The 21,853-nt window shown below is 54.8% G+C and carries 22 protein-coding genes and 1 other RNA gene; 8 read left to right on the forward strand and 15 right to left on the reverse strand.

What is annotated here, in order from left to right; genetic code table 11:
* Positions 1-14: 14 nt before the first annotated feature.
* The 3 genes from AUQ41_RS19915 to AUQ41_RS19925 all read right to left on the reverse strand — a co-directional run bounded on the left by AUQ41_RS19915 (position 15) and on the right by AUQ41_RS19925 (position 3,152).
* A complete protein-coding gene (locus AUQ41_RS19915) occupies positions 15-1,967 on the reverse strand; it encodes a bifunctional diguanylate cyclase/phosphodiesterase (protein ID WP_063090299.1) in 1,953 nt (650 codons plus the stop codon).
* A gap of 140 nt (positions 1,968-2,107) precedes the next feature.
* Positions 2,108-2,464, reverse strand: a complete 357-nt coding sequence (locus AUQ41_RS19920; protein WP_063090300.1) for a TfoX/Sxy family protein — start codon at positions 2,462-2,464, stop codon at positions 2,108-2,110.
* Complete coding sequence (locus AUQ41_RS19925) at positions 2,448-3,152, reverse strand: YafY family protein (RefSeq protein ID WP_008892071.1); 705 nt, start codon at positions 3,150-3,152, stop codon at positions 2,448-2,450. The genes AUQ41_RS19920 and AUQ41_RS19925 overlap by 17 nt, the downstream gene beginning before the upstream one ends.
* Before the next feature lie 124 nt (positions 3,153-3,276).
* On the opposite strand from AUQ41_RS19925, the gene AUQ41_RS19930 reads away from it, so the two are divergent.
* Positions 3,277-3,714 (forward strand): VOC family protein, encoded by a 438-nt coding sequence (locus tag AUQ41_RS19930; protein WP_063090301.1) that lies wholly within the window; start codon positions 3,277-3,279, stop codon positions 3,712-3,714.
* A gap of 67 nt (positions 3,715-3,781) precedes the next feature.
* Here AUQ41_RS19930 and AUQ41_RS19935 read toward each other — a convergent pair whose 3' ends face one another.
* Positions 3,782-4,528: an alpha/beta family hydrolase gene (locus tag AUQ41_RS19935; RefSeq protein ID WP_232308484.1), complete on the reverse strand. Its 747-nt coding sequence runs from the start codon at positions 4,526-4,528 to the stop codon at positions 3,782-3,784.
* Between the two features lie 117 nt (positions 4,529-4,645).
* Here AUQ41_RS19935 and AUQ41_RS19940 point away from each other — a divergent pair, with 117 nt between their 5' ends.
* On the forward strand, positions 4,646-5,761 hold the full coding sequence (locus AUQ41_RS19940) for an AbrB family transcriptional regulator (protein WP_232308485.1): 1,116 nt from the start codon (positions 4,646-4,648) through the stop codon (positions 5,759-5,761).
* A gap of 18 nt (positions 5,762-5,779) precedes the next feature.
* Here the strand turns inward: AUQ41_RS19940 and AUQ41_RS19945 are convergent, their stop codons facing one another.
* From AUQ41_RS19945 to AUQ41_RS19970, 6 genes are all read right to left on the reverse strand, one after another.
* Positions 5,780-7,213: a methyl-accepting chemotaxis protein gene (locus tag AUQ41_RS19945; RefSeq protein ID WP_063090302.1), complete on the reverse strand. Its 1,434-nt coding sequence runs from the start codon at positions 7,211-7,213 to the stop codon at positions 5,780-5,782.
* Between the two features lie 232 nt (positions 7,214-7,445).
* Positions 7,446-8,366: a DMT family transporter gene (locus AUQ41_RS19950; protein ID WP_063090304.1), complete on the reverse strand. Its 921-nt coding sequence runs from the start codon at positions 8,364-8,366 to the stop codon at positions 7,446-7,448.
* 152 nt (positions 8,367-8,518) lie between these two features.
* Positions 8,519-10,135 (reverse strand): fumarate hydratase, encoded by a 1,617-nt coding sequence (locus tag AUQ41_RS19955; protein WP_063090306.1) that lies wholly within the window; start codon positions 10,133-10,135, stop codon positions 8,519-8,521.
* Positions 10,136-10,315: 180 nt separating this feature from the next.
* Positions 10,316-10,855: an SspB family protein gene (locus AUQ41_RS19960; protein WP_008892065.1), complete on the reverse strand. Its 540-nt coding sequence runs from the start codon at positions 10,853-10,855 to the stop codon at positions 10,316-10,318.
* A gap of 139 nt (positions 10,856-10,994) precedes the next feature.
* Positions 10,995-11,362, reverse strand: a transfer-messenger RNA (tmRNA) gene (gene ssrA / locus AUQ41_RS19965).
* 77 nt (positions 11,363-11,439) lie between these two features.
* Positions 11,440-12,000: a putative glycolipid-binding domain-containing protein gene (locus tag AUQ41_RS19970; RefSeq protein ID WP_232308486.1), complete on the reverse strand. Its 561-nt coding sequence runs from the start codon at positions 11,998-12,000 to the stop codon at positions 11,440-11,442.
* 209 nt (positions 12,001-12,209) lie between these two features.
* On the opposite strand from AUQ41_RS19970, the gene AUQ41_RS19975 reads away from it, so the two are divergent.
* The 5 genes from AUQ41_RS19975 (at position 12,210) to AUQ41_RS19995 (ending at position 15,642) form a co-directional block, all read left to right on the forward strand.
* The gene (locus AUQ41_RS19975; protein WP_063090308.1) at positions 12,210-13,004 is read left to right on the forward strand and encodes a thymidylate synthase; all 795 of its coding nucleotides are present in this window, start codon (positions 12,210-12,212) and stop codon (positions 13,002-13,004) included.
* A complete protein-coding gene (locus AUQ41_RS19980; RefSeq protein ID WP_063090309.1) occupies positions 13,004-13,528 on the forward strand; it encodes a dihydrofolate reductase in 525 nt (174 codons plus the stop codon). Before AUQ41_RS19975 ends, AUQ41_RS19980 begins: the two co-directional genes overlap by 1 nt.
* Positions 13,529-13,645: 117 nt before the next feature.
* The gene (locus AUQ41_RS19985) at positions 13,646-14,227 is read left to right on the forward strand and encodes a TetR/AcrR family transcriptional regulator (protein WP_063090311.1); all 582 of its coding nucleotides are present in this window, start codon (positions 13,646-13,648) and stop codon (positions 14,225-14,227) included.
* A 109-nt stretch (positions 14,228-14,336) separates the two neighbouring features.
* Complete coding sequence (locus tag AUQ41_RS19990; protein WP_063090312.1) at positions 14,337-14,960, forward strand: bifunctional 2-polyprenyl-6-hydroxyphenol methylase/3-demethylubiquinol 3-O-methyltransferase UbiG; 624 nt, start codon at positions 14,337-14,339, stop codon at positions 14,958-14,960.
* 124 nt (positions 14,961-15,084) lie between these two features.
* Positions 15,085-15,642 carry a peroxiredoxin-like family protein gene (locus AUQ41_RS19995; protein WP_063090314.1) on the forward strand — a complete coding sequence of 186 codons (558 nt, stop codon included), beginning with the start codon at positions 15,085-15,087 and terminating at the stop codon, positions 15,640-15,642.
* 92 nt (positions 15,643-15,734) lie between these two features.
* On the opposite strand, the gene AUQ41_RS20000 is transcribed toward AUQ41_RS19995, so the two are convergent.
* The gene (locus AUQ41_RS20000; RefSeq protein ID WP_063090316.1) at positions 15,735-16,373 is read right to left on the reverse strand and encodes a glutathione S-transferase family protein; all 639 of its coding nucleotides are present in this window, start codon (positions 16,371-16,373) and stop codon (positions 15,735-15,737) included.
* A 269-nt stretch (positions 16,374-16,642) separates the two neighbouring features.
* On the opposite strand from AUQ41_RS20000, the gene AUQ41_RS20005 reads away from it, so the two are divergent.
* Positions 16,643-17,896 (forward strand): DUF2235 domain-containing protein, encoded by a 1,254-nt coding sequence (locus AUQ41_RS20005; protein WP_063090318.1) that lies wholly within the window; start codon positions 16,643-16,645, stop codon positions 17,894-17,896.
* Between the two features lie 8 nt (positions 17,897-17,904).
* Here AUQ41_RS20005 and AUQ41_RS20010 read toward each other — a convergent pair whose 3' ends face one another.
* The 4 genes from AUQ41_RS20010 to cyoB form a co-directional block, all read right to left on the reverse strand.
* On the reverse strand, positions 17,905-18,684 hold the full coding sequence (locus AUQ41_RS20010) for an SURF1 family protein (RefSeq protein ID WP_063090320.1): 780 nt from the start codon (positions 18,682-18,684) through the stop codon (positions 17,905-17,907).
* Positions 18,685-18,779: 95 nt separating this feature from the next.
* On the reverse strand, positions 18,780-19,160 hold the full coding sequence (locus tag AUQ41_RS20015; RefSeq protein WP_063090321.1) for a cytochrome o ubiquinol oxidase subunit IV: 381 nt from the start codon (positions 19,158-19,160) through the stop codon (positions 18,780-18,782).
* A complete protein-coding gene (cyoC, locus tag AUQ41_RS20020; RefSeq protein WP_063090323.1) occupies positions 19,157-19,777 on the reverse strand; it encodes a cytochrome o ubiquinol oxidase subunit III in 621 nt (206 codons plus the stop codon). Before cyoC ends, AUQ41_RS20015 begins: the two co-directional genes overlap by 4 nt.
* Positions 19,778-19,787: 10 nt before the next feature.
* Positions 19,788-21,797, reverse strand: a complete 2,010-nt coding sequence (gene cyoB / locus AUQ41_RS20025) for a cytochrome o ubiquinol oxidase subunit I (RefSeq protein ID WP_063090325.1) — start codon at positions 21,795-21,797, stop codon at positions 19,788-19,790.
* Positions 21,798-21,853 lie beyond the last annotated feature (56 nt).

Genomic DNA, 21,853 nt, shown 5'->3' on the forward strand with positions numbered 1-21,853 from the left:
CACTTGGCCCGAAGTCACTTGCCAACACCTTCGGCCAACGCATCAAGTTTGACTTCGCGAACAGGGCGGGCAAAGAAGTACCCCTGCATCAACCGACCACCCAACGTGATGATCACATCGCGCTGGCTGTCGTTTTCGATCCCTTCCAGCACGCAATCGATGCCAAGGTTCTGGCACATATCAATCACCGTCTTGACGATACGGCGGCTGCGTTCGTTATGCGACAGCGGGGCGACAAAGCTGCGATCGACCTTGAGCACATCAAATTCAAGTTCGTGGACATAGCGCAGGCTGGAATAACCGATGCCGAAATCATCAAGGGCGATGCGCGCGCCATGATCACGCAGATACCGGATGCTGGTCCGGGCGGCCTCAAAATCACGCAAGAACGCCGTTTCAGTGACTTCAAAGGTCAATCTTCCCGGGTCGATGCGATGCTTTTGGATCTCGTCGATGAGCCACTCGACAGTGTCGGACAGAACAATATCGCGCGCCGAGAGGTTAAACGATACAGGCAGGTTTTGCGGCCAGTCCTGCATATCGACCATCAGTTTTTCGAACAGAACCCGTGTCAGAAAACCGACCTGGCCGGTCTTTTCTGCCACCGGAAAGAACGTGCCTGGTGAAACCGCCCCCATCTGGGCACTTTCCCAACGCGCAAGCGCCTCAAGCGAGCTTACCTGCCCGGAACGAATATCAAATACCGGCTGATAATGCAGGCTGAGCTCAGTCGATAAATCCGCCTTGCGCAGCGCCTGTTCGATCTGGGAGTCATGGCGGATCAATGTTTCGTGGTGGGCGGCAAACAAAACCGCCTCGCCGCGTGCATTCTTTTTCGCATGGTAAAGCGCAAAGTCAGCACGTTCGAACAGGCCGTTCGGGCTGCGCGCCACTGTGGGATAGGTCGCAAACCCCAGTGATGCCGAAACCTGCACGGTCACACCATTCAGCACAAACGGGCGATTGAGCGCGTCACAAAGCTCCTTGCCGAGCGCAATCAGTTCGAGTGCGTCGTCATAGCCCTTAAGCAATAATCCGAACTCATCCCCGCCCAAGCGCGCCAGAAGCGTATCGTGACCAAGCACTTTGCGAAGCCGCCTGCCCGCCTGCTGCAACAGTTCATCGCCCGACGGATGCCCATGCACGTCATTGACCGGCTTGAACCCGTCCAGATCAATCATCGCCACCGCGAATGCTTCATTTTTGGTGGCGGCATTCACTGTATCTTCCAGCACGGAAAAAAAAGCCCGGCGGTTGGATAAACCGGTCAACGGATCAATCAGCGCCAATGCCTCGTTCTGGCGCGACAGTTCGATCATCGTCTGGTGCTGTGCTTCAAGGTCGTTCTGGGTCTGGATCAGGCCAGAAAAATTGGCATAGAAGCTTCGGATGATCTGAATGATCATCAACGACACAAGCGCCATATTGACCGCGATCGCGACATAGACTTCGTTGCCGCTGGTCCCGAAGAAGAACACGAAGGTGCCCAGCACAATCGCCACAACCAGCAATGCCGCAGGCGGGAAATTCACCAGACAGAAAATACAGCCAACAACGGTGATCGATATGAAATAGGCAACGTGACCGCGCTGATAGGCGTCGCCATAATCAAACATCGTGATCGCCCAAAGGGTGAACAGGACGGATATCACCACCGCCAGCACCCTGATGCGCTTCAGATGTTTGATACAGACATCAATGTCATCGATATCAACGCGGGCCCGGTTCCAGGCAACCGCCCGAAAAATACAAATGACACCGAGAACAATCACCGCATGGACTGTCATCCAGTCGGGTGCTGTTCCGTAATGGGTATAGGCAAGGGCAACTGCGTTGGCCAGCAGCAGCATATAAAGGACAGGTATCTGACGCGAAAGGGCACCAACCTGCGCGCGCAACAGTTCCGGCTTGTCTGTCCGAATTTTTAACGTGTCGGCAAAACCTTGCCAGAAACTACCGGCTGCCACTTGTCCCAGACCTAACGCGTTCTTTATCCCGAAAAAATACTATACAGGAAAAGTGCGACCGAACATCACTGATTGCAAGCGGCGTCTAAACACACCTGCCCGGAATATCCCGGGATCTGTTTGTTTTGGCCAAGGTCTGGTTACGTCTTGGCAGTTCGACCCTTGTGCGCCTGTGAACGGCGCGCAGCCCCAAGCGCCAAAGAGGCAAATTCAACAAGTTGTTCTTCGTTATCAAGCCATTCACCGGGCACTTCGAAATAAGACAGGGTCACCGGCCTTCCCGACGGCACGGCAAATGGCTGCATCCCCATCGCATCAAACCGGTTCTTGGTCCGTGCGTCTCCTTTGAGATACAGGACATCATCGGAAATGATCGCAAAGAAGGCGCCGTCACAATAAAGCCCGACGGCGCCAAACATCCGTCTGGGCCGGATATGCCCCAAAGGTGCCAGCAGCTCTGACACCAGCAGAACGAACTCGCTATCGACCGATGCCATTAAGGATCTCGCCTTCAACACCTTCGGAAATCAGATAATCACGCAATGACCGCCCCGGAACCGGGCGAAAGCGCGATGTCGATATTTCCATATGCGCAATACGGTCGGCCCGAAAAACGCGAAAGGCCTCGCGCAACTCGCACCAGCTGGCCAGAAGCCACGTACTGCCAAAAAACAACATGCCAAGTGGCCAGACCCGGCGACGGGTATTGTCGCCCTTTGCATCGGTGTAATCGATATCAATCAGAAACCGTTCTCGGATGGCGCGCCTAAGGTCCGGCATCGAAATGGCAATCGGTTCCTGCGCAATTTCGGCAATCGCAATCGGGACACCACCAACCAAACCACGGATTTTTTCGGGCAGCACCGCCTCGATCTTGGTCAGGGCATCACCGGCGGCACGCGCCATTTGCGGGTCGGTCCAGCTTTGAACCATGCGGGCGGCAACAACAAGTGCCTCGATCTCGTCGGCATCAAACATAAGCGGCGGCAGGTCATACCCATCGCGCAGGATATAGCCGACGCCCGCCTCCCCCTCGACCGGAACACCCGATGCGGCAAGGTCGCGAATGTCGCGGTAAATGGTGCGTTCAGAAACTTCAAGTTCCTCGGCCAGGTCACATGCGCGGCACAGTTTGCGTCGGCGCAAGATTTGAACAAGGCGAAATAATCGGTCAGCCCGTCTCATGATCACTCCTTTGTCATCCTGCCCGAAAAATTATCATACCGCTCCTGACAGGCTCCTGTCAGGAGGGATGTGCAACCATTGACAAATCGGGACAGGATTAACCCCCAACGTCAGGAGCATGACGATGAAAGTCACCAACGCCTATCAGATCATCATCACCGAAAAATTCACCCAAAGCCGCGCCTTTTACAAAAAACTCGGCTTCACACCGGTCTTTGACGGTGACTGGTATTGCCAGCTTGTCTGGCCGTCCGCACCATCCGTTCAGCTTGGCCTGATGAAGCAAGGTCACGAAACCCAGCCGCCCATGTTCCAGGCGGCCACCATCGGCGAAGGAACGGTTCTGACGCTGGAGGTTGAAGAAGCCCGCGATGCGGCAGATGAATTGCGTAAAGCCGGGTTTGAATTCGCCCTTGATCTTCGCGATGAACCATGGGGCCAGCGCCATTTTGCCCTTCTTGATCCCAATGGCGTACGCATCGACATCGCAAGTGCCACCGCCGAACTTTCTCCGGAGTATGCCCAGCAGTTCAAGGAAACCGGCGAAGGCGTACTTGCCTGACCTCCCTCGCGCACCAAGCCCCGCAAACCTTCTGCCAACGGCCTGCCCAAGTGGCGGGCCGTTTCTTTTAACCGAGCATCTTTGCAAAACGGGATATCGCCGTCGCGGCATCGGCGATGTTCTGGCTTTGGGTACGTCCGGAACTTTTGCGCGGCTTGAAGTCATGTTCGCCGTCTTCAACCCAGTGAAGGGCAATACGATCCGAAAGCCCGTAACCTGCAATCTCATCCGGACTGCCAAACGGATCGCGCGTGCCATGACAAATCAGGCTCGGCGTTTTCAGGGTTTTAAGATGTTCTGTACGCAGGTTTTCAGGTTTGCCCGGTGGATGAAAAGGATAGCCAAGGCAGACAAGACCGGCGACACCAAGATCATCTGCCACCATGCTGGCGATCCGTCCGCCCATGGATTTTCCGCCGATGATCAACTTCTCTGGCCCGCCGAGTGCGCGAACAACTTCACTGTAATACTCGATCAAAACCGGTGCCCGATCCGGCCCACGCTTTTTGCCATCAATTCGGCGTTTGGCCATATAGGGGAACTCAAAGCGTGCAACGCGCAGGCCCACCTTGGCCAGTTCGCCCGCCATTTCGTTCATGAACGGGCTATCCATGGCTGCCCCTGCCCCATGGGCCAGAACAATCGTTGCAGCTGCATTTTCATCGCCATCAAACTGAAAATGGATCGGATCGGTGCTCAAAACAGGTTCCCCACAATCTGCCGCATATTGCTTATCGTCATACAGAACCCGCCAATATTCTCCAAGTCCGACATGGCCTTCATCCGACGGGATCACGCAAATACTCGCATCCATCGCACAAGCTGGCTATAATTGTGATCCCCACCTTGACGCCGCCCCACAGGCGACAGCACGCCATCACATCGCGCCACCCGCGATCAGATGCCTTCCATAAATGACAAAGGCCGCATCGTGTCATCCGAACCAACGTCACCGATCATAAATCCCCCCAAAGAACGGCTTGGCCGTCTGCCGAAACCGGTCCAGTGGTTATTGCTGATTTCCACCTCCGTCGTGTTTTCGGTTCTGCTCCATCATTGGCAAGTCCCTGCCTCACTTCTGGTGGGGCCGATGATCATTGGCATTCTGATGGGCACCAACGGCGCAACCATTGCCGCCCCCAAGCAACTTTATCTTGGCGCACAATCGGTTTTGGGCGTGATGATCGGTGGCTCAATGACCATCGGGATTTTGACATCCTTTGCCACGGACTGGCCGATGATCCTTGGCGTTACCGGCATCACTTTGCTTGCCAGCAGCTTTTTGGGCTGGATCCTGTGCGTCAAACAGGTCCTGCCCGGAACCGCAGGCATCTGGGGATCAACGCCCGGTGCGGCATCGGCCATGGTGATCATGGCAGACGCCTTTGGCGCGGATGCAAGGCTTGTCGCCTTCATGCAGTATGTGCGCGTGGTGATCGTTGTCGGTGTCGCGTCCAGTGTTGCCAATTTCTGGGTTGATCCGGAAACGCTGGCCGCCATGGCCCCCCATGACTGGTTCCCGGCTTTTGACCCGGCCGGTTTTGCCCTGACACTCTGTCTGGTGCTTGCCTGCTGCTTTGTCGGCCAAAAAGTTCGCTTGCCATCCGGTCCGCTTCTGGTGCCGATCATTGTCACCATGATCCTGCATGTCAGCGGTTTCTTCGATGTCGTCCTGCCGGAATGGTTTCTGGGCCTGACGTACGCCATGATCGGCTGGGTGATCGGTTTGAAATTCACCCCGCCGGTCCTGCGCCACGCGGCGCACGCACTTCCCAAAATCCTGTTATCGATCTTTGTTCTGATCGGCTTCTGTGCCGGAATCTCGGGGCTTTTGGTGTATTTCATGGATGTTGATCCACTGACCGCCTATCTCGCGACCAGCCCGGGCGGCCTTGATTCTGTTGCGATTATCGCGGCCAGCACGAATGTCGACCTGTCCTTCATCCTCGTGCTGCAGGCAACACGCTTTTTCATGGTGCTGGCCTTTGGACCACCACTGGCACGGCTGGTCGCCCGGCGCACCCCCATCACGTCGAAAATCGGGTGAACGGATCAACCTAGGTCACTAGGCGATGCGTATCTTGCCAACAAACGCTTCGACGCGGGCGCTTAACTCTGCACCCTGTTTTTCAAGGTCATGGGCAGCGTTCCCAAGCTCGCTTGATACGTGCTCACTGTGTTTGATCGCCGCGGTAATTTCCGAGACACCCTCACCAACCAAGCGGGAGTCTGCGACCGCGGCATCGACGCATGATGCAACCGAAACGCAGGTTTCTGTTTGCTGATCGGCTTGTGTCGCTGTCGCCTCTGCCCGGTTCTGAAGATTATCCATCGCCACGGCAATCTGTTCGATATCGTTACCCGCTTTAGAAATCGCATCGAGTATTTCACTCATCCAGCGGGCGATATCCTCGGTCGCACTGGCAGACTGGCCTGCAAGCGCTTTGACCTCCTTGGCAACAATTGCAAACCCCTTGCCTGCCTCACCGACGCGCGCCGCCTCGATCGAGGCGTTCAAGCCCAGCATCTTGGTCTGCGCGGCGATGGCAGAAATGGAAGCCAGCATCTTCTCAGCATCGGCAGCCCGATCTTGCAGTGCGGCAAATCCAGCGCGCATTTCGCGGGCCTGACTGCCCATATCGTGGGTAATCTTGACGGTTTCGGACGCATCCGTACCAACGACGGCCAACGCATCCTTAAGGCTTTCCATCTGGTCTGCGACGTCTTCAATCCGTGAAATGGCCCGCCCGGTTGCATCATCAATGCCGCTACTGCATTTGCGGGTTTGATCTGTGCTGTCGGCCAAAACGTCAAGCGCACCGCGCATTTGACTGACAGCCGCCGCCACCATGCCAACAGTTCCCTGAACTTGCGACTCAAAGCTTGATGCCAGGGCCTCACGCGACCGAATGACGCGTTCACGTTCCAGCACACGCGCAACCTGCCCGCCAACAAACCCCAGAAGTTCAAGCATTTCGTCATCAAGCTGTGCAACGCCCGGACTAAAGAATTCAATGACGGCCTCTGTCTGCCCCTCCAGCTTGACTGGCAGGGCAAAACAGCCACGCAACCCGTTTCTGGACGCCGCCGCAGCACGCAAAAAGCCGTCTTTCACGGTGACATCGGCGATACACACAGGCGAACCGGTTGCCGCGACAGCGCCAATAAGACCCTGCCCGATCGCAAACACAGTCTGTTCGGACTGGGTGCGAAATTCGGCAATGTCACCTGCCGCAATCGAAGAACTGATTGACCAGATACCTGCAGACGAAAGTTTGTCATCCACACGCAGATACGCATGCCCAACCGGCCAATGACAATAATTGCAGACTGCCGAAAGGATTTGGGTAACTGCCGTTTCCTTGTCTGCGGCCTCATCGGCGACAGCACTGACCGTCCGCAACAGCCGCAGGACATCAGTCATGCTGGTTTTGCGATTGGGGCCGTTAAATTCCGGATCGTTTTCAGGGGAAATAGAACGAATAAAACCAGCAAGCATTTGACTAACTCCGAGGCATAACCGTCGAGCGTCACCAAAAGACGCTGACAAAGTTGCGCAAGCCTCGTTGCCTGCCGATAAATCATTGGGTGAGTGGCGCCGTTGCCATCACGTGCATTACAATAACCTAAAGCTGCACACGCGAAAAGAATATTTCGCACGTGCAGCACACCTAATTGATGTTCATCACATGGTGAAAATGTCCTGATTGAAAAACAATCAGTTCACGGGCCTAAATTCGTACGCGACGAAACACACCAGATGCCGTCATCACGCCAAGGATCACCAGAACCACTGCCAGAACCAGCGCAAGGTTGCCCGGTTCCCCCAACAGGATCACACCGCCAAGTGCGGTCAGGGCCGGGGTCATCGCGCCAAATGCGGACGCACCGGTCGATCCGATATGGCGCACGGCAAGGCCATAGGTAATCACAGCAACACATCCGGCCAGAAGTCCCTGGGCTGTCAGCAACATCATGATGTCGCCAGCCGGCGCATCGCCAATGGTGGTACCGGTAAACAGCGCGATAATCGCCATCACGACAAACGACCAGAAACCGACAAACGATGCGGCTTCAAGCGCGCCAAGGCCGCTTTGACGCATGGCATGGGTGTAGCACGCCCACATAAACGCCCCGGCCGATACAAGACCATAGCCCATCAGCATGTCATCACTGATGACACCGGCCGGTTTGAGCGCAACCAGGGAGGCCACACCAATCACCACGGCGGTATAACCAACGATGCGGACCTTGCCCGGACGTTCACCAAACAAAAGCATGGCAATCAGAACCGCCCACACGGCCATCACACCGGGCAAAAGAATGCCAACATGGCTTGCCGGGACAAACTCAAGGGCGCTTGCAACCATCAGGGTGTAAAACGCGCCGGAACCAACGATCATCAGAAGACCATTGGTCACGGAAAGGCCCTTGGGCCAGATGCCTTTTCTAATCCAGATCGGGGCAAGCAGGACAAAAGGCACAACAAAACGCATCAGGCCAATATCAACAGCGGTAAAGCTTGACGTCATGGCATAGCGGGTGGCAATCAGCCAACCGGCCCAGATGCAAACCGTCGCAAGTGCGGCGGTCACACCAACCAGTCGGCTTTCCGTCGCACCGGTGGCAGAGAGCGCGGAAGTTTCAGACATAACAGGTTATCCAGTAAGGGGTTGATTTTGCCCAAATCAGAGCATTTCTTGCGCACCGCAGCAACCCCTTTGACCTGGGGTCAGCTATGCAAAGCAAAAACGGCGCGAGGTTTCCCCCGCGCCGTTTGGATATTCAGTGAACTGATTTCTGATCAGATGCCAAATTCGGCGAAGAAATCGTTGCCTTTGTCATCAATGACGATGAAGGCCGGGAAGTCTTCGACTTCGATCTTCCAGACGGCTTCCATGCCCAGTTCCGGATATTCGTGAACGTCGACTTTCTTGATGCAATCCTGCGCCAGACGCGCTGCCGGACCACCGATGGAGCCAAGATAGAACCCGCCATATTTGGCACAGGCATCCTTGACCGCCTTTGACCGGTTACCCTTGGCAAGCATCACGAACGAGCCGCCAGCGGCCTGGAACTGTTCGACATAGGCATCCATACGACCAGCCGTGGTCGGACCGAACGACCCCGAAGGCATGCCCTCTGGCGTTTTGGCCGGACCCGCATAATAAACCGGATGGTTTTTAAGGTATTCCGGCATCTCTTCGCCGGCATCAAGGCGTTCCTTGATTTTGGCATGCGCGATGTCACGGGCCACAATCACGGTCCCGGTCAGTGACAGACGGGTTTTGACCGGATATTGCGACAGCTGCTTGCGGATTTCATCCATCGGACGGTTGAGGTCAACCTTGACCACTTCGTCATCAAGATGCTCGTCGGTAACCTGCGGCAGGTACTTCGCCGGATCATGTTCGAGATCCTCGATAAAGATACCGTCCTTGGTGATTTTACCCAGAATCTGACGGTCGGCAGAGCACGACACACCCAGACCAACCGGGCAGCTTGCGCCATGACGCGGCAGACGGATCACACGCACGTCGTGGCAGAAATACTTGCCGCCGAACTGCGCGCCGATGCCCATTTCGCGGGTCATTTCAAGGATCTTCTGTTCCCATTCCAGATCGCGATAGGCCTGACCATGATCGCCACCTTCGGTCGGAAGGTTATCGTAATAACGCGCCGATGCCATTTTCACGGTCTTAAGGCACGCCTCGGCAGATGTACCACCAATAACGACCGCCAGATGGTATGGCGGGCAGGCAGAGGTGCCGAGCGTGCGGATTTTTTCATCGAGAAACTTGCGCAGGCTTTCCGGGTTCAGAAGCGCCTTGGTCTGCTGGAACAGGAAGGTCTTGTTGGCCGAACCGCCGCCCTTGGCCATGAACATGAATTTGTATTCATCGCCCTTGGTCGCATAGAGATCAATCTGTGCCGGAAGGTTCGAGCCGGTGTTCTTTTCCTCGAACATGTTTTTCGGCGATACCTGCGAAAAGCGCAGATTGTGTTTCTGATAGGCCTGCCAGATGCCCTTGGACAGGGCTTCTTCATCGGAACCATCGGTGATGACCTTGCCACCGCGCTTGCCCATGACAATGGCCGTACCGGTATCCTGACACATCGGCAAAACGCCGCCCGATGCGATGGAGGCGTTTTTCAAAAGATCCATCGCCACGAATTTGTCATTCGGGGTGGCTTCTTCGTCATCAAGGATTTTGCGCAACTGTTCGAGATGCCCCGGACGCAAAAGGTGCGAGCAATCAAAGAACGCCTGAAGGGTCAGTTTCTCGATCGCCTCGGGTTCGACTTTCAAATAGGTCTCGCCATTGACGTCAACGGTCGAAACACCCTCGTCCCCGATCTTGCGGTAAGGGGTGGTGTCCTTCCCCTGCTCAAACATGGGTTTATAGACAAAATCACTCATCGGAAGGTTCTCGTCTCTCTCAAAAACAAGGTGGGTTTGTTCTTTGTGTGGCTGGTTTTAGCGCCAAATGGATCAAATTGCCACGATACATTAGCGTAATACGCCCTGCCCCGGACGCGGGAAACATCAACGGGGATCAGGCAAAGAAAAAGGGCGGATCAAGCCCGCCCTGTAAATCTTCTATTTCTTGCGGAACGCATCAAGTGCGATGACCTCGCCGGTTTCATTGGCATCCGGCTTTGGTTTTTTGCGCGATTTGGATGGCTCGGTCACGAGCGTCGGCGCACCGTCTTCGCCTTCAATCAGATCGGCATCAAGATCATCATCTTCGTCATAATCGAAATCTGCGTCATCCATTTCTTCTTCGACGCTGAATGTCAGCATGAAGTTGGCGGACGGATCGACAAAGGCCAGCATCGCGTCATAGGGCACGACAACCGTGGTCGGCATGCCATCAAAACTCATTCCGACCGAGAAGTGATCATCTTCGGATTTCAGATCCCAGAACCGGTGTTGCAAGACAACCGTGATGTTGTCTGGATGTGCCTTGCGCTGGCTTTCAGGCAGGGCCACACCGGGATGGTTGGTCTGGAAAGTGATGTAATAGTGATGCTCTCCGAAAAGGCCCTCTTCGGCCACACGCGCGAGGATATCTTTCACCACACCGCGCAGCGCCTGGTCGACCATAAGATCGTAGCGGAATTCTTCCGGTTCTTGCATCAGTAATCCTGTATCTGGCGGAACCACCGGCAATGTCCAGCGCGTCCCGTCATTGTCATATAGCATCTCTGCACGCCAATTACATCTTGGCGTGTTTGATAATCACTCTATTCATAACGAAGCGGGAAAGAAATACAAGAGTGGGGCGTTCTGTTGCTAGGTGCCCCGTCCCCCACCAAATTACCGCTCCCGGCAATCGGAATTTCGCTTTGGTGCTAGTACCGCTTAGGCGGCAACAGCAACCGGAGCATTGTTGTCGTTTGCATTTACAAACATTGGCCCGATGCGGTGGTACCATGCCGAGCGCCCACATTGACTTTTACTGCTCACGTCGATCCTATTTCGGCCCCACGAAGATTGTCTGAGTCGGACAACCGATAAATTTGGTGGAGCCGCCGGGTACCGCCCCCGGGTCCGTAAAGCCTATTCTGTCACGCAGTTTAGCGCCGTAGTCGGGTTGCCCCGACAGCCCCTATATAGGGCAAATGCCCCCCTTTTCACAAGGGGAATCGGGAAAACTTTTTTTGATTTTTGCGGGAACATTTCGGGGGCCGGCAAAGTCCGATTGCCCGTTTTACGCGACATCACACCCGGCGGAAGGTATCGGGATAATCGATCACAAGCCCCATATCATCGATCTCAAGCTCGGCAGAGAAATTGCGAAACAGCCCCTCATAGCGGTAACGACGATCCGGGATCAGGCAGGTGTAAAGCTGTGGCGCACTACGTGGCAGAAAATCACCCTCTATCTGGCTTAGAAGCGGGACATAGGCCGCCGAGATTTCCCGCGCTTCGCCCTCGGCGAGTTTTAATCGTTTGATCGGAAGCATGTTTGTCGCCGGCGTTATGCCGATATCGACATCAAAGCACCCAGCCAAAGACGGCAATTCCCGCTTTGCAATGCAGTCAAACCAGTTTCCCTTGCCGTCCGAGGTCACATGCATCTGCGCCCCGCCGACATAACTTACCTTGACCTCGCGTGTCGCGAACGCAGCATCCGTCACCACAAGGTAAGACCCGCCATAATGACCATGACGCGTCCCGACCACGACTCCTTCAAGCTCTATCCCGTCCGGATCAGACTGACAGACACAGTGCTCAAGCCCCTTTCCATCCCAATCAACCCACTGAACAGTTTTTTGCAAAATCAACACTCCCATACGGCAAACGCGCCCAAAATTCAGATAGTTGAGTATATCCACTGTTCTCAAGTTTACCTGACCTGTCCTGACACCTCCTGTCAGCAGAAACAGTTCAAGCAACGGTCCGGCAAAGATCGGATGGCGTCGCTTGCCCGTGACCATCGACCTGACTATGCTGCGACAAAAGTGATTCTTAAAATGCAGGACTGAGCATGCAGCAATATCTTGATCTGATGCGTCTGGTGCGTGACACCGGCACGCGCAAGGAAGACCGGACGGGTACTGGAACGGTTTCGATCTTTGGCCATCAGATGCGCTTTGACCTTTCCAAGGGTTTCCCGCTGGTCACCACCAAAAAGCTGCATCTGAAATCGATCATTCATGAATTGCTGTGGTTCCTTGATGGCGACACCAACGTCAAATACCTGCAGGATAATGGTGTGCGCATCTGGAACGAATGGGCCGATGAAAATGGCGACCTTGGCCCGGTTTATGGTGGCCAGTGGCGTTCATGGCGCGGGGCCAATGGCGAAACCATTGACCAGATCACCGGCCTGATTGACCAGATCAAAAACAATCCCGATTCCCGCCGGCTGATTGTGTCGGCCTGGAACGTTGCCGATGTGCCCAACATGGCCTTGCCACCGTGTCACTGCCTGTTCCAGTTCTATGTCGCCGATGGCAAATTGTCCTGCCAGCTCTATCAGCGCAGTGCGGATATTTTCCTGGGTGTGCCATTCAACATCGCATCCTATGCGCTTCTGACCATGATGATTGCGCAGGTCTGTGATCTGGACGTGGGTGATTTTGTCCATACCCTTGGCGATGCTCACCTCTACACCAACCACCTTGATCAGGTCGAAGAACAGCTGTCGCGTGATACCCGCCCGCTTCCGACCATGAAGATCAATCCAGCGGTCAAATCGATCTTTGATTTCAAGTATGATGATTTCGAACTGACTGGCTATGACCCGCATCCGCACATTGCCGGCAAGGTTGCTGTCTGATGACTGACCGCAAGATTGAACGCGTTGCCGTGGTTGCGGCGGCTGCCAATGGCGCAATCGGCAAGGATGGCTGGATGCCGTGGGAGCTGCCCGAAGACCTCAAACGGTTCAAGGCGCTCACCCTTGGCAAACCAATGATCATCGGGCGCGTAACGTTCGAGGCGATCGGCCGGCCCCTTCCGAAACGCACATCGATTGTTGTCACCCGCGACACCGTTTGGTCCTTTGAGCATGAAAATGTGAGGGTTTGTCACAATATCGAAGAAGCCATTGAATTGGCCGACGAAATCGCCGTGCGCGATGGCGTCAATGAAGTGATCATTGGCGGAGGTGCGCAGATCTATCACCTCGCCCTGCCGTTCACGACACGCTATGAGCTGACCGAAGTCCATGCCGAGATCGAAGGCGACACCTTCCTTGATCCGCTGCCTGCCGATGAATGGCGCGAAACCAAGCGTCAGAAGATCGACAATCCTGACGGCCCGGATTACAGCTTTGTCACGCTGGATCGGATCGCGTCGTAACCCCAAGTTTACCAGCAAATCACAAGCTCTTGTTGATTTTGCGGCGCAGTCGACCCATCTTCAAAGCAATTACAGAACATTCGTTCCAAAGTATGGATCTGATCGAAGGAACTGCCAATGCCACGGCCACGTGCGTTTGATGAAGAAAGCGTTCTTGATAACGCCATGAACATCTTCTGGAGCAAGGGGTTTGAAGCGACCTCTATTCAGGATCTGGTCAATGAAACCGGCCTGAACCGGGCGAGCATGTATGCAAGCTTTGGCGACAAGAAGGCACTGTTCCTGCGCGTTCTTGATCATTACAGCCAGAAAATCAGCACTGAACGCTTTGCCGATCTGCGCAATATCGAAGATGGCCGCGCTGCGATTGAAAAGACATTCCGTGACGCGGCCAAAACCGGCACCGCAGAAGGACGGCACAAAGGCTGCCTGATGGTGAATTCGGGCATGGAGCTTGCCCCGCATGACCCGGAAACCGCCGCCATCGCCCATCAGGCATTCCGTCGGGCCGAGGATACCTTTGCCGCCGCACTGAACCGCGCAATTGGTCAGGGCAAAATTGCCAAAGGCAAGAATGTCCGGGCCCTTGCGCGCTTTTTGGCTGGCTCGTTTCAGGGGGTTCAACTGATGTCGCGCCGTGGTGCGGATCAGGAAACCTTGAACGACTATTTCGAAACCATCCTGGCCGCACTAGACTAAACCAGGGCGATTTTTCGTAGCCGTTTCTGGTTGCGCATTGTCCTGCACTCCTTGATAGTCACGCGCTTGTTTCAATGCCCGCACATCGGGTGCAAAAGCCGGATATATCATGATACGTAGCGACACGTTCTGGGACTCGGCCGCCGACAAATACGCCAGCAAACCGATCGGCAACGAGGCCGCCTATGCGCAAACCCTTGATCGCACGCGTGCCTATCTTTCCCCCGATCAGGACGTCCTTGAAATCGGCTGTGGCACCGGCACCACGGCCCTGAAACTTGCCCATAGTGTCGGGCAGCTGACAGCCACCGATATTTCCGCACGCATGATCGAAATTGCCCAGGGCAAGGCCAAAGATCAGGCGACCAACAATGTCACCTTCGCCCAAAAGACGATTGATGATATCGCCCAAGGGTCAGAGCGCTTTGACGTGGTGCTTGGCTTTAACATCCTGCATTTGCTTGATCAGCCCGAAGATGCGATTGCCGCCCTGCACAAGGTCATCAAGCCAGGTGGCATGTTTATTACCAAAACACCCTGCCTTGGTGAAAAGCTTTGGTATCTCAAGCCCCTGATCTGGGTCATGCAGAAACTTGGCAAGGCGCCGCGCGTTCATTTTCTGAATTATGCCCGCCTTGAGGGCATGATCCATTCTGCAGGGTTTGAGGTGATCGAAACCGGCTCCTATCCGGCCAGCACCGGATCACGTTTCATCGTCGCCAAGCGGGTATAACAGCACTTCCCGAGACAACATCCGCCATCACGGTTCGGTGATGGCGCTTCTTTGTTGTTGATTTATAGAATGATCGTTCGATAATCGTTTTCAATTAAACCTGACCCAAGTCACGAGGAACGAAATGTCTGCAATTACCCCGCTGATGCCGCGCCAGAAGGTGCCGTCGCTTTCCGTCCCGCTTGTTGGTGGCGGCACATGGTCGCTTGCCGACCAAAGCCCGGAAAACTTCACCATGGTTGTTTTCTATCGCGGCCTGCATTGCCCGATTTGCGGCAAGTACCTCAAGGACCTCGATAACAAGCTTGCAGACTTTGCCAAGCGCGGTGTGAACGTCGTTGTCGTCTCGTCCGATGGCGAAGATCGCGCGACCGAAGCCAAGGCGAAATGGGAGCTTGAGAATATTGATCTTGGCTATGGCCTTGATCTTGATAACGCACGCGAATGGGGTCTTTATATCTCGACCTCGAACGGTGTGACCTCAAGCGGCTATGACGAACCGGCTGTTTTCTCGGAACCTGGTCTGTTTCTGGTGCGTCCGGATGGCACGCTTTATTTCGGGACCGTCCAGACCATGCCGTTTGCCCGCCCGGCGTTCGATCAGATCCTTGGCGCGCTTGATTTCGTCATTGCCAAAAACTATCCGGCACGCGGCGAAGTGATTGATCATACCAATCCCTAATCCCACGACCAAAAGCTGATAAAATTCCAAAGGGCCGGTTCCAAAGCGCAGGAACCGGCCCTTTTATTCTTCATACAATTGGATCGGTACGATCAACCCGCCATTGCAGCGGCAAAATGCGGTGCATCCAGTTCCTGTGCACGCTGATAGGCCGGGCGGGCATCAATCCGGGCGATGTAGGCCTCGAATTCCGGATATTTCGGCAGAATGCCAAACATGCAGCCAAACCGAATGGTCGAACCAAACACCACATCAACGGTGGTGAAGCTCTTCCCCATCAGCCATGGGTCGGCCTTGCCAACAAAATCGACCAGAATGGGCACCAGCGTTTCCCAGTCGCGATAGGAATTCTGACTGCTGTCTTCTGCCGTGTACTGACGCACGCGGTCGATCATGGCCGGTTCGATGGTGGACGGTGAAAAGAACAACCAGCGCAGATATTCACCACGTTTCGGATCATCCAGTGCCGGGGCCAGGCTGGCCTCAGGATACAGATCGGCCAGATAGCAGCAAATGGCGGCAGCCTCGGTTACGACCGTGTCGCCATGCACAATGGTTGGCACCTTGCCAAGCGGATTGAGGGCCAGGAATTCCGGCGTTTGCCCTTCGCCACCCCGGATGTCGACAAGTTTGACATCAAACGGAATGCCCAGTTCCTGCAACATCCAATGCACGGTACCGCTGCGTGATGGTACGGCGTGATAAAAGGTCAAGTTCCGCTGTGATGGCATTCTTAAGGCTCCTGCGTTTGCACGTGTGATTATGTTTGAATTCCGGCGGCAATTTCTCCTTGTTTCCCAACAATGTAAACCACACGACAGACAGGTTCCTGACAGCTGTATGTCAGTAGGATATCCACCCTCGAATTGACCGCGGCGTCGCATCAGCAGCATTTTATTATATTTAATATCCCTTAATAAAATCACCCCTGAGTTGTATAGTGACACCCGAAACGATCCGAAGAAGGTCGCCCGGCATCACATCACACAGGGGACTTCACATGGCCAAACGCAGACTGATTGTATTTTTCGACGGCACCTGGCAGGAGCCCGCCAACACACCCGAACCGACCAACGTCGTCAAACTTCTGCGTGCAGTGCCAAGCAGCGACAAGGATGTTTCGCAGATCGTGTTCTATGATCGCGGGGTCGGGACCGGCGATGTGATCGATAAAATTCGCGGCGGTGCCTTTGGCAACGGGTTGCTTGAAAACGTCGTTGATGGCTATCGCTTCCTTGGCAACAACTATCAACCCGGCGACGAGATCTTTATCTTTGGGTTTTCGCGCGGCGCCTTTACCGCGCGCAGTCTGGCGGGATTGATCGGGCTCTGTGGTCTTTTGAAACCACCCTATCTTGGCCATCCGCTTCAGACGGATATTGCGAAAATTGCCAGCTCCGATTTATCGCCAGAGGCAAAACGCACCAAGATTTCGACCCTTGATATCGAATCCCAACCGGATGTGCCAATTGAATGCGTTGGCGTTTGGGACACAGTCGGGTCGCTTGGCATTCCGGGTGACCTTGGACGCCGCCTGATCCCAGCCAAGTATCATTTTCATGACGTAGAGCTTGGCGGCCACATTCGAGTTGCCCTGCATGCAATGGCGATTGACGAGAAACGCAGTGCCTTTTCACCAACGCTGTGGGTCAAGGAAAAGGGCGCCAAATTGCCGGATAAACAAATTGTCGAGCAGGTCTGGTTCCCCGGCGTACACAGCAATGTTGGCGGGTCTTACGATGATTGCAGGCTATCTGACATCACGCTCGACTGGATGATCAAGCGGGTCAAGAAACACACCAAACTCAAGCTTGATGAGTCGCACCTTAAGACCAAACTGGCCCCGTCAGTCGACGGGCGCGGGTATGAAAGCCGCACCATGATGTATGCGGACTCCCGCCTTTATCCGTATCAGCGCCTGATCGAACAGATTGCACCGGAAACCAGAAACTTCTGGGACAAACTGCGCATCAAATGCCCGAACTTTGACCGCCGGAACATCATCCCGGATGAGCTTGAGACGATCAATGAAGCCATCCATGTCAGCGCACTGGAACGTTGGAATATCTCGACCGGCGTCTTGCATGACAATTCGCACGAAGGGTCGCTTGAACGCGTGCTGTATCGCCCGCCCAATCTGAATGCGGTGCTTAGGGCCCATTATGCCGGTAAACGCACACCCAACATCATCAACTGGAGCGGTGCCACCATGCGAAAGGACATTCCGTGGCCTGATCAGTCGACCCTGGAATAATTGGCGGATCAATCGTCGCGATCTGATCTCTTGCGCGGGCGCAGGACAATCCACGCCGCGATAAGTGTCAGCAATGCCAAGCCAAACCATGTCAGCGCGTATGTCAGGTGGTTGTTGGGGAAGCTAATTTTGGTCAGGCCACCCAGTGGCAACTTGGCCGGGTTTTCTGCCCCATCACCGTCAATGAAGTATGGCGCAACATTGGTGGCATCCAGCCCCCGCTTGGTCGCCATCGCCTTTACATCGCGCGAATACCAGCGTTCTTCGGACGGAACATTATCACGCATGAAAGTCCCGACCGGTTCGTTGATGCGAAGCAGGCCGGTGACAGTAACTTCGCCCTCGACCATGCCTTCAGCCCGCGTATCGGGGTCGCGCTTTTCGGTTGGAACGAAGCCGCGGTTGATCATGACAATCGTGCCGTCATCCCGCATCAGCGGGGTCAGAACCCAGTATCCAGCCCCGTAATCGGTGGCAGTATAGACCTGCGTTTCAAGATCGTTGCGATAGGTGCCCGTCACACTGACCTTGCGATATTCATCGCGTGCGCGGGTTACATTTTCCCAGTCATCACGCGCGGGTGCGGCAACCGCATCGCCGTGCACGCGCGCATCAACCCGTTCGATCAGATCAAGCTTCCAGGCCCGACGTTCGACCTGCCAATATCCAAGGGCACAGAACCCGGAAAACAGGATAGCAGCCAGCATCAGGACAACAATTCGGGTTGTCATGGAAGGGCCCTTTTTCGGGTTATCAGTTGCGTGGGCGGAAACGTGGTCGTCGGACATGCCGGGTTCTTTCAAATGGCGGTATCTTGGCGTTTAAACAAAAAGGGCGCGATCCCCCTAAAGGTATCGCGCCCCCTTCACATATCAAGCAGTCCCTAGCCGAAGCTCGGGATCATGTCGTGATCCATCTGCGGCATCATGTTGGTGTTAAGGTGATACATCACCCACAGTGAACCGGCGATGGCAATCGCAACGATCACAAGGGTAAAGATCAGCGCCAGCATGTTCCAGCCACCTTCGGATTTGGTGTTCATGTGCAGGAAATAGACCATGTGAACCACGATCTGAATCACACCAAGACCCATCACCCAAAGGGCGGTTGCGACCTTGCTGTCGAGAACACCGTCCATCACGAGCCAGAACGGGATCGCGGTCAGAATGACCGACAAGACGAAACCGATCACATAGCTTTTATAGGTACCATGCGAGGCGCCGCCATCATGATGGTCATCATGTGCGTGTGAATGTGCGCTCATCCCAGAACTCCCAGCAGATAAACAACGGAGAAGACACCGATCCAGATCACGTCAAGGAAGTGCCAGAACATCGACAGGCACATCAGACGACGCTTGTTTTCAACGACCAGACCGCGCTGGGCGACCTGAACCATCAGGGTCACAAGCCAGATGATGCCAAAGGTCACGTGCAGACCGTGGGTCGCCACCAGCGTATAGAATGCTGAGAGGAAACCACTGCGCATCGGCGTCGCACCCAGGCTCCAGAGGTGATGGAACTCATAAAGTTCCAGCCCCACGAAGGCGATACCGAACAAACCGGTAATCGCCAGCCAAAGCTGGGTTCCTGCAACATTGCCCTTTTCCATCGCCAGCATGGCAAAGCCATAGGTGATGGACGAGAACAGCAGCATCGACGTGTTGATCGCCACCAGTTCAAGGTCGAACAGATCAGCCGGTGCGGGACCCGCTGCATAGTTCTGACCAAGAACGGTATAGGTTGCAAACAGGATCGCAAAGATGAGGCAATCGCTCATCAGATAGATCCAGAAGCCGAGCATCGTACCAGTTTCCGGGTGATGCTCTTCTTTCAGGTAAAAGACCGGCGCTTCGGTCTGAGAGGCAGTTGTATTCGCCATTGTCATTCCCTTACGCCTGCTGTTTTGCCAGAAGGGCGGTACGTTCTTCTTCGGTCGCCACAACTTCGGATGCCGGGATGTGATAATCACGGTTATAGTTGAAGGTGTGGGCGATGGCGCCGCCAACCAAGGCGATAAAGCTTGCAACGACAAGCCACCACATATGCCAAACCAAACCGAAACCAAGAGCAAGCGAGATCGCAGCCAGGATAAATCCAGCACCGGTATTTTTCGGCATATGGATATCCAGGAAGCCCGTCGTCGGACGCACGTAGCCACGTTTCTTCATGTCTGCCCAGGCGTCCAGATCATGGACAACCGGGGTAAAGGCGAAGTTGTAAGCCGGGGGCGGCGAGGACGTCGACCATTCCAGCGTACGACCACCCCACGGGTCACCGGTTTCATCGCGCAGTTTGTCGCGTTTGATCACCGCAACAACGATCGACATGATGAACGAACCGATACCACCGGCAATCAGAAGCGCGCCAAAGGCCGCAATGATGAACCAGATCTGCAACGACGGATCGTCGAACTGGCTCATACGGCGGGTAACACCCATCAGGCCAAGGACATAAAGCGGCATGAAGGCAAAGTAGAAACCGATGGTCCACAGCCAGAAGGACATCTTGCCCCAGAACTCATCGAGCTTGAAGCCGAATGCTTTCGGGAACCAATAGACGATCCCGGCAAACATCCCGAAGACCACACCACCGATAATCACGTTATGGAAGTGGGCAATCAGGAACAGGCTGTTATGCAGGACAAAGTCGGCCGGCGGGACAGCAAGCATCACGCCCGACATGCCACCAATCACGAAGGTCAGCATGAAACCAATGGTCCACAGCATCGGGACATCAAAGCTGATACGCCCCTTGTACATGGTGAACAGCCAGTTAAACACCTTGGCCCCCGTCGGGATCGAGATGATCATGGTGGTGATGCCAAAGAAGGCGTTCACACTTGCACCCGACCCCATGGTGAAGAAGTGGTGCAGCCAGACGATGTAGGACAGGATGGTAATAACCACCGTCGCATAAACCATCGAGCTATAGCCAAACAGACGTTTGCGGCAGAAGGTCGACACAACTTCGGAGAACACACCAAACGCCGGCAGGATCAGGATGTACACCTCGGGGTGGCCCCAGATCCAGATCAGGTTAATGTACATCATGGCGTTACCGCCAAGGTCATTGGTGAAGAAGTTGGTGCCCACATAACGGTCAAGACCAAGCAGGACCAGAACAGCGGTCAGAACCGGGAAGGCTGCAACAATCAGAATGTTGGTGCAAAGCGAGGTCCAGGTAAAGACCGGCATTTTCATCATGGACATGCCCGGTGCGCGCATCTTTACGATGGTCACAATCAGGTTCACACCCGAAAGCAACGTCCCGACACCGGCAATCTGCAAGGCCCAGATATAGTAATCAACCCCGACGCCCGGACTGTAGACAATATCAGACAGCGGCGGATAGGCCAGCCAACCTGTCTTGGCAAACGCGCCCAAAAACAGCGAGATCATGACAAGCACGGCGCCGCAGGTGGTCATCCAGAAACTGAAATTGTTCAGGAACGGGAAGGCAACGTCGCGCGCGCCAATCTGCAGCGGCACAACGAAGTTCATCAGACCAGTCACCAGCGGCATCGCCACGAAGAAGATCATGATCACGCCGTGGGCGGTAAAGATCTGGTCGTAGTGATCGGGCGGCAAATAACCGGCAGAATCACCAAATGCAATGGCTTGCTGGGCGCGCATCATCAAAGCATCGGCAAAGCCACGCAGCAGCATGACAATGGCCAAGATGATGTACATGATACCGATCTTTTTATGATCGATCGACGTGACCCACTCATTCCATAGATATCCCCACAGGCGGAAATAGGTCAGCGCGCCAACAACGACGAGCCCGCCTACAACCACTGCCGCGAATGTCACAGCGACAATCGGCTCATGGAGCATCGGAATGGAATCGAGCGTAAGCCGGCCAAATATAAAGTGTAAAAGGTCCGGATTAGAGAACATCGGATTACTCTTCTTTCAAATGCAGAATGGCACCGCAACCGATGCCAGAACTGCGA

The sequence above is a fragment of the Thalassospira sp. MCCC 1A02898 genome (genome assembly GCF_001618185.1).
GTDB classification, from domain to species: Bacteria; Pseudomonadota; Alphaproteobacteria; order Rhodospirillales; family Thalassospiraceae; genus Thalassospira; species Thalassospira tepidiphila.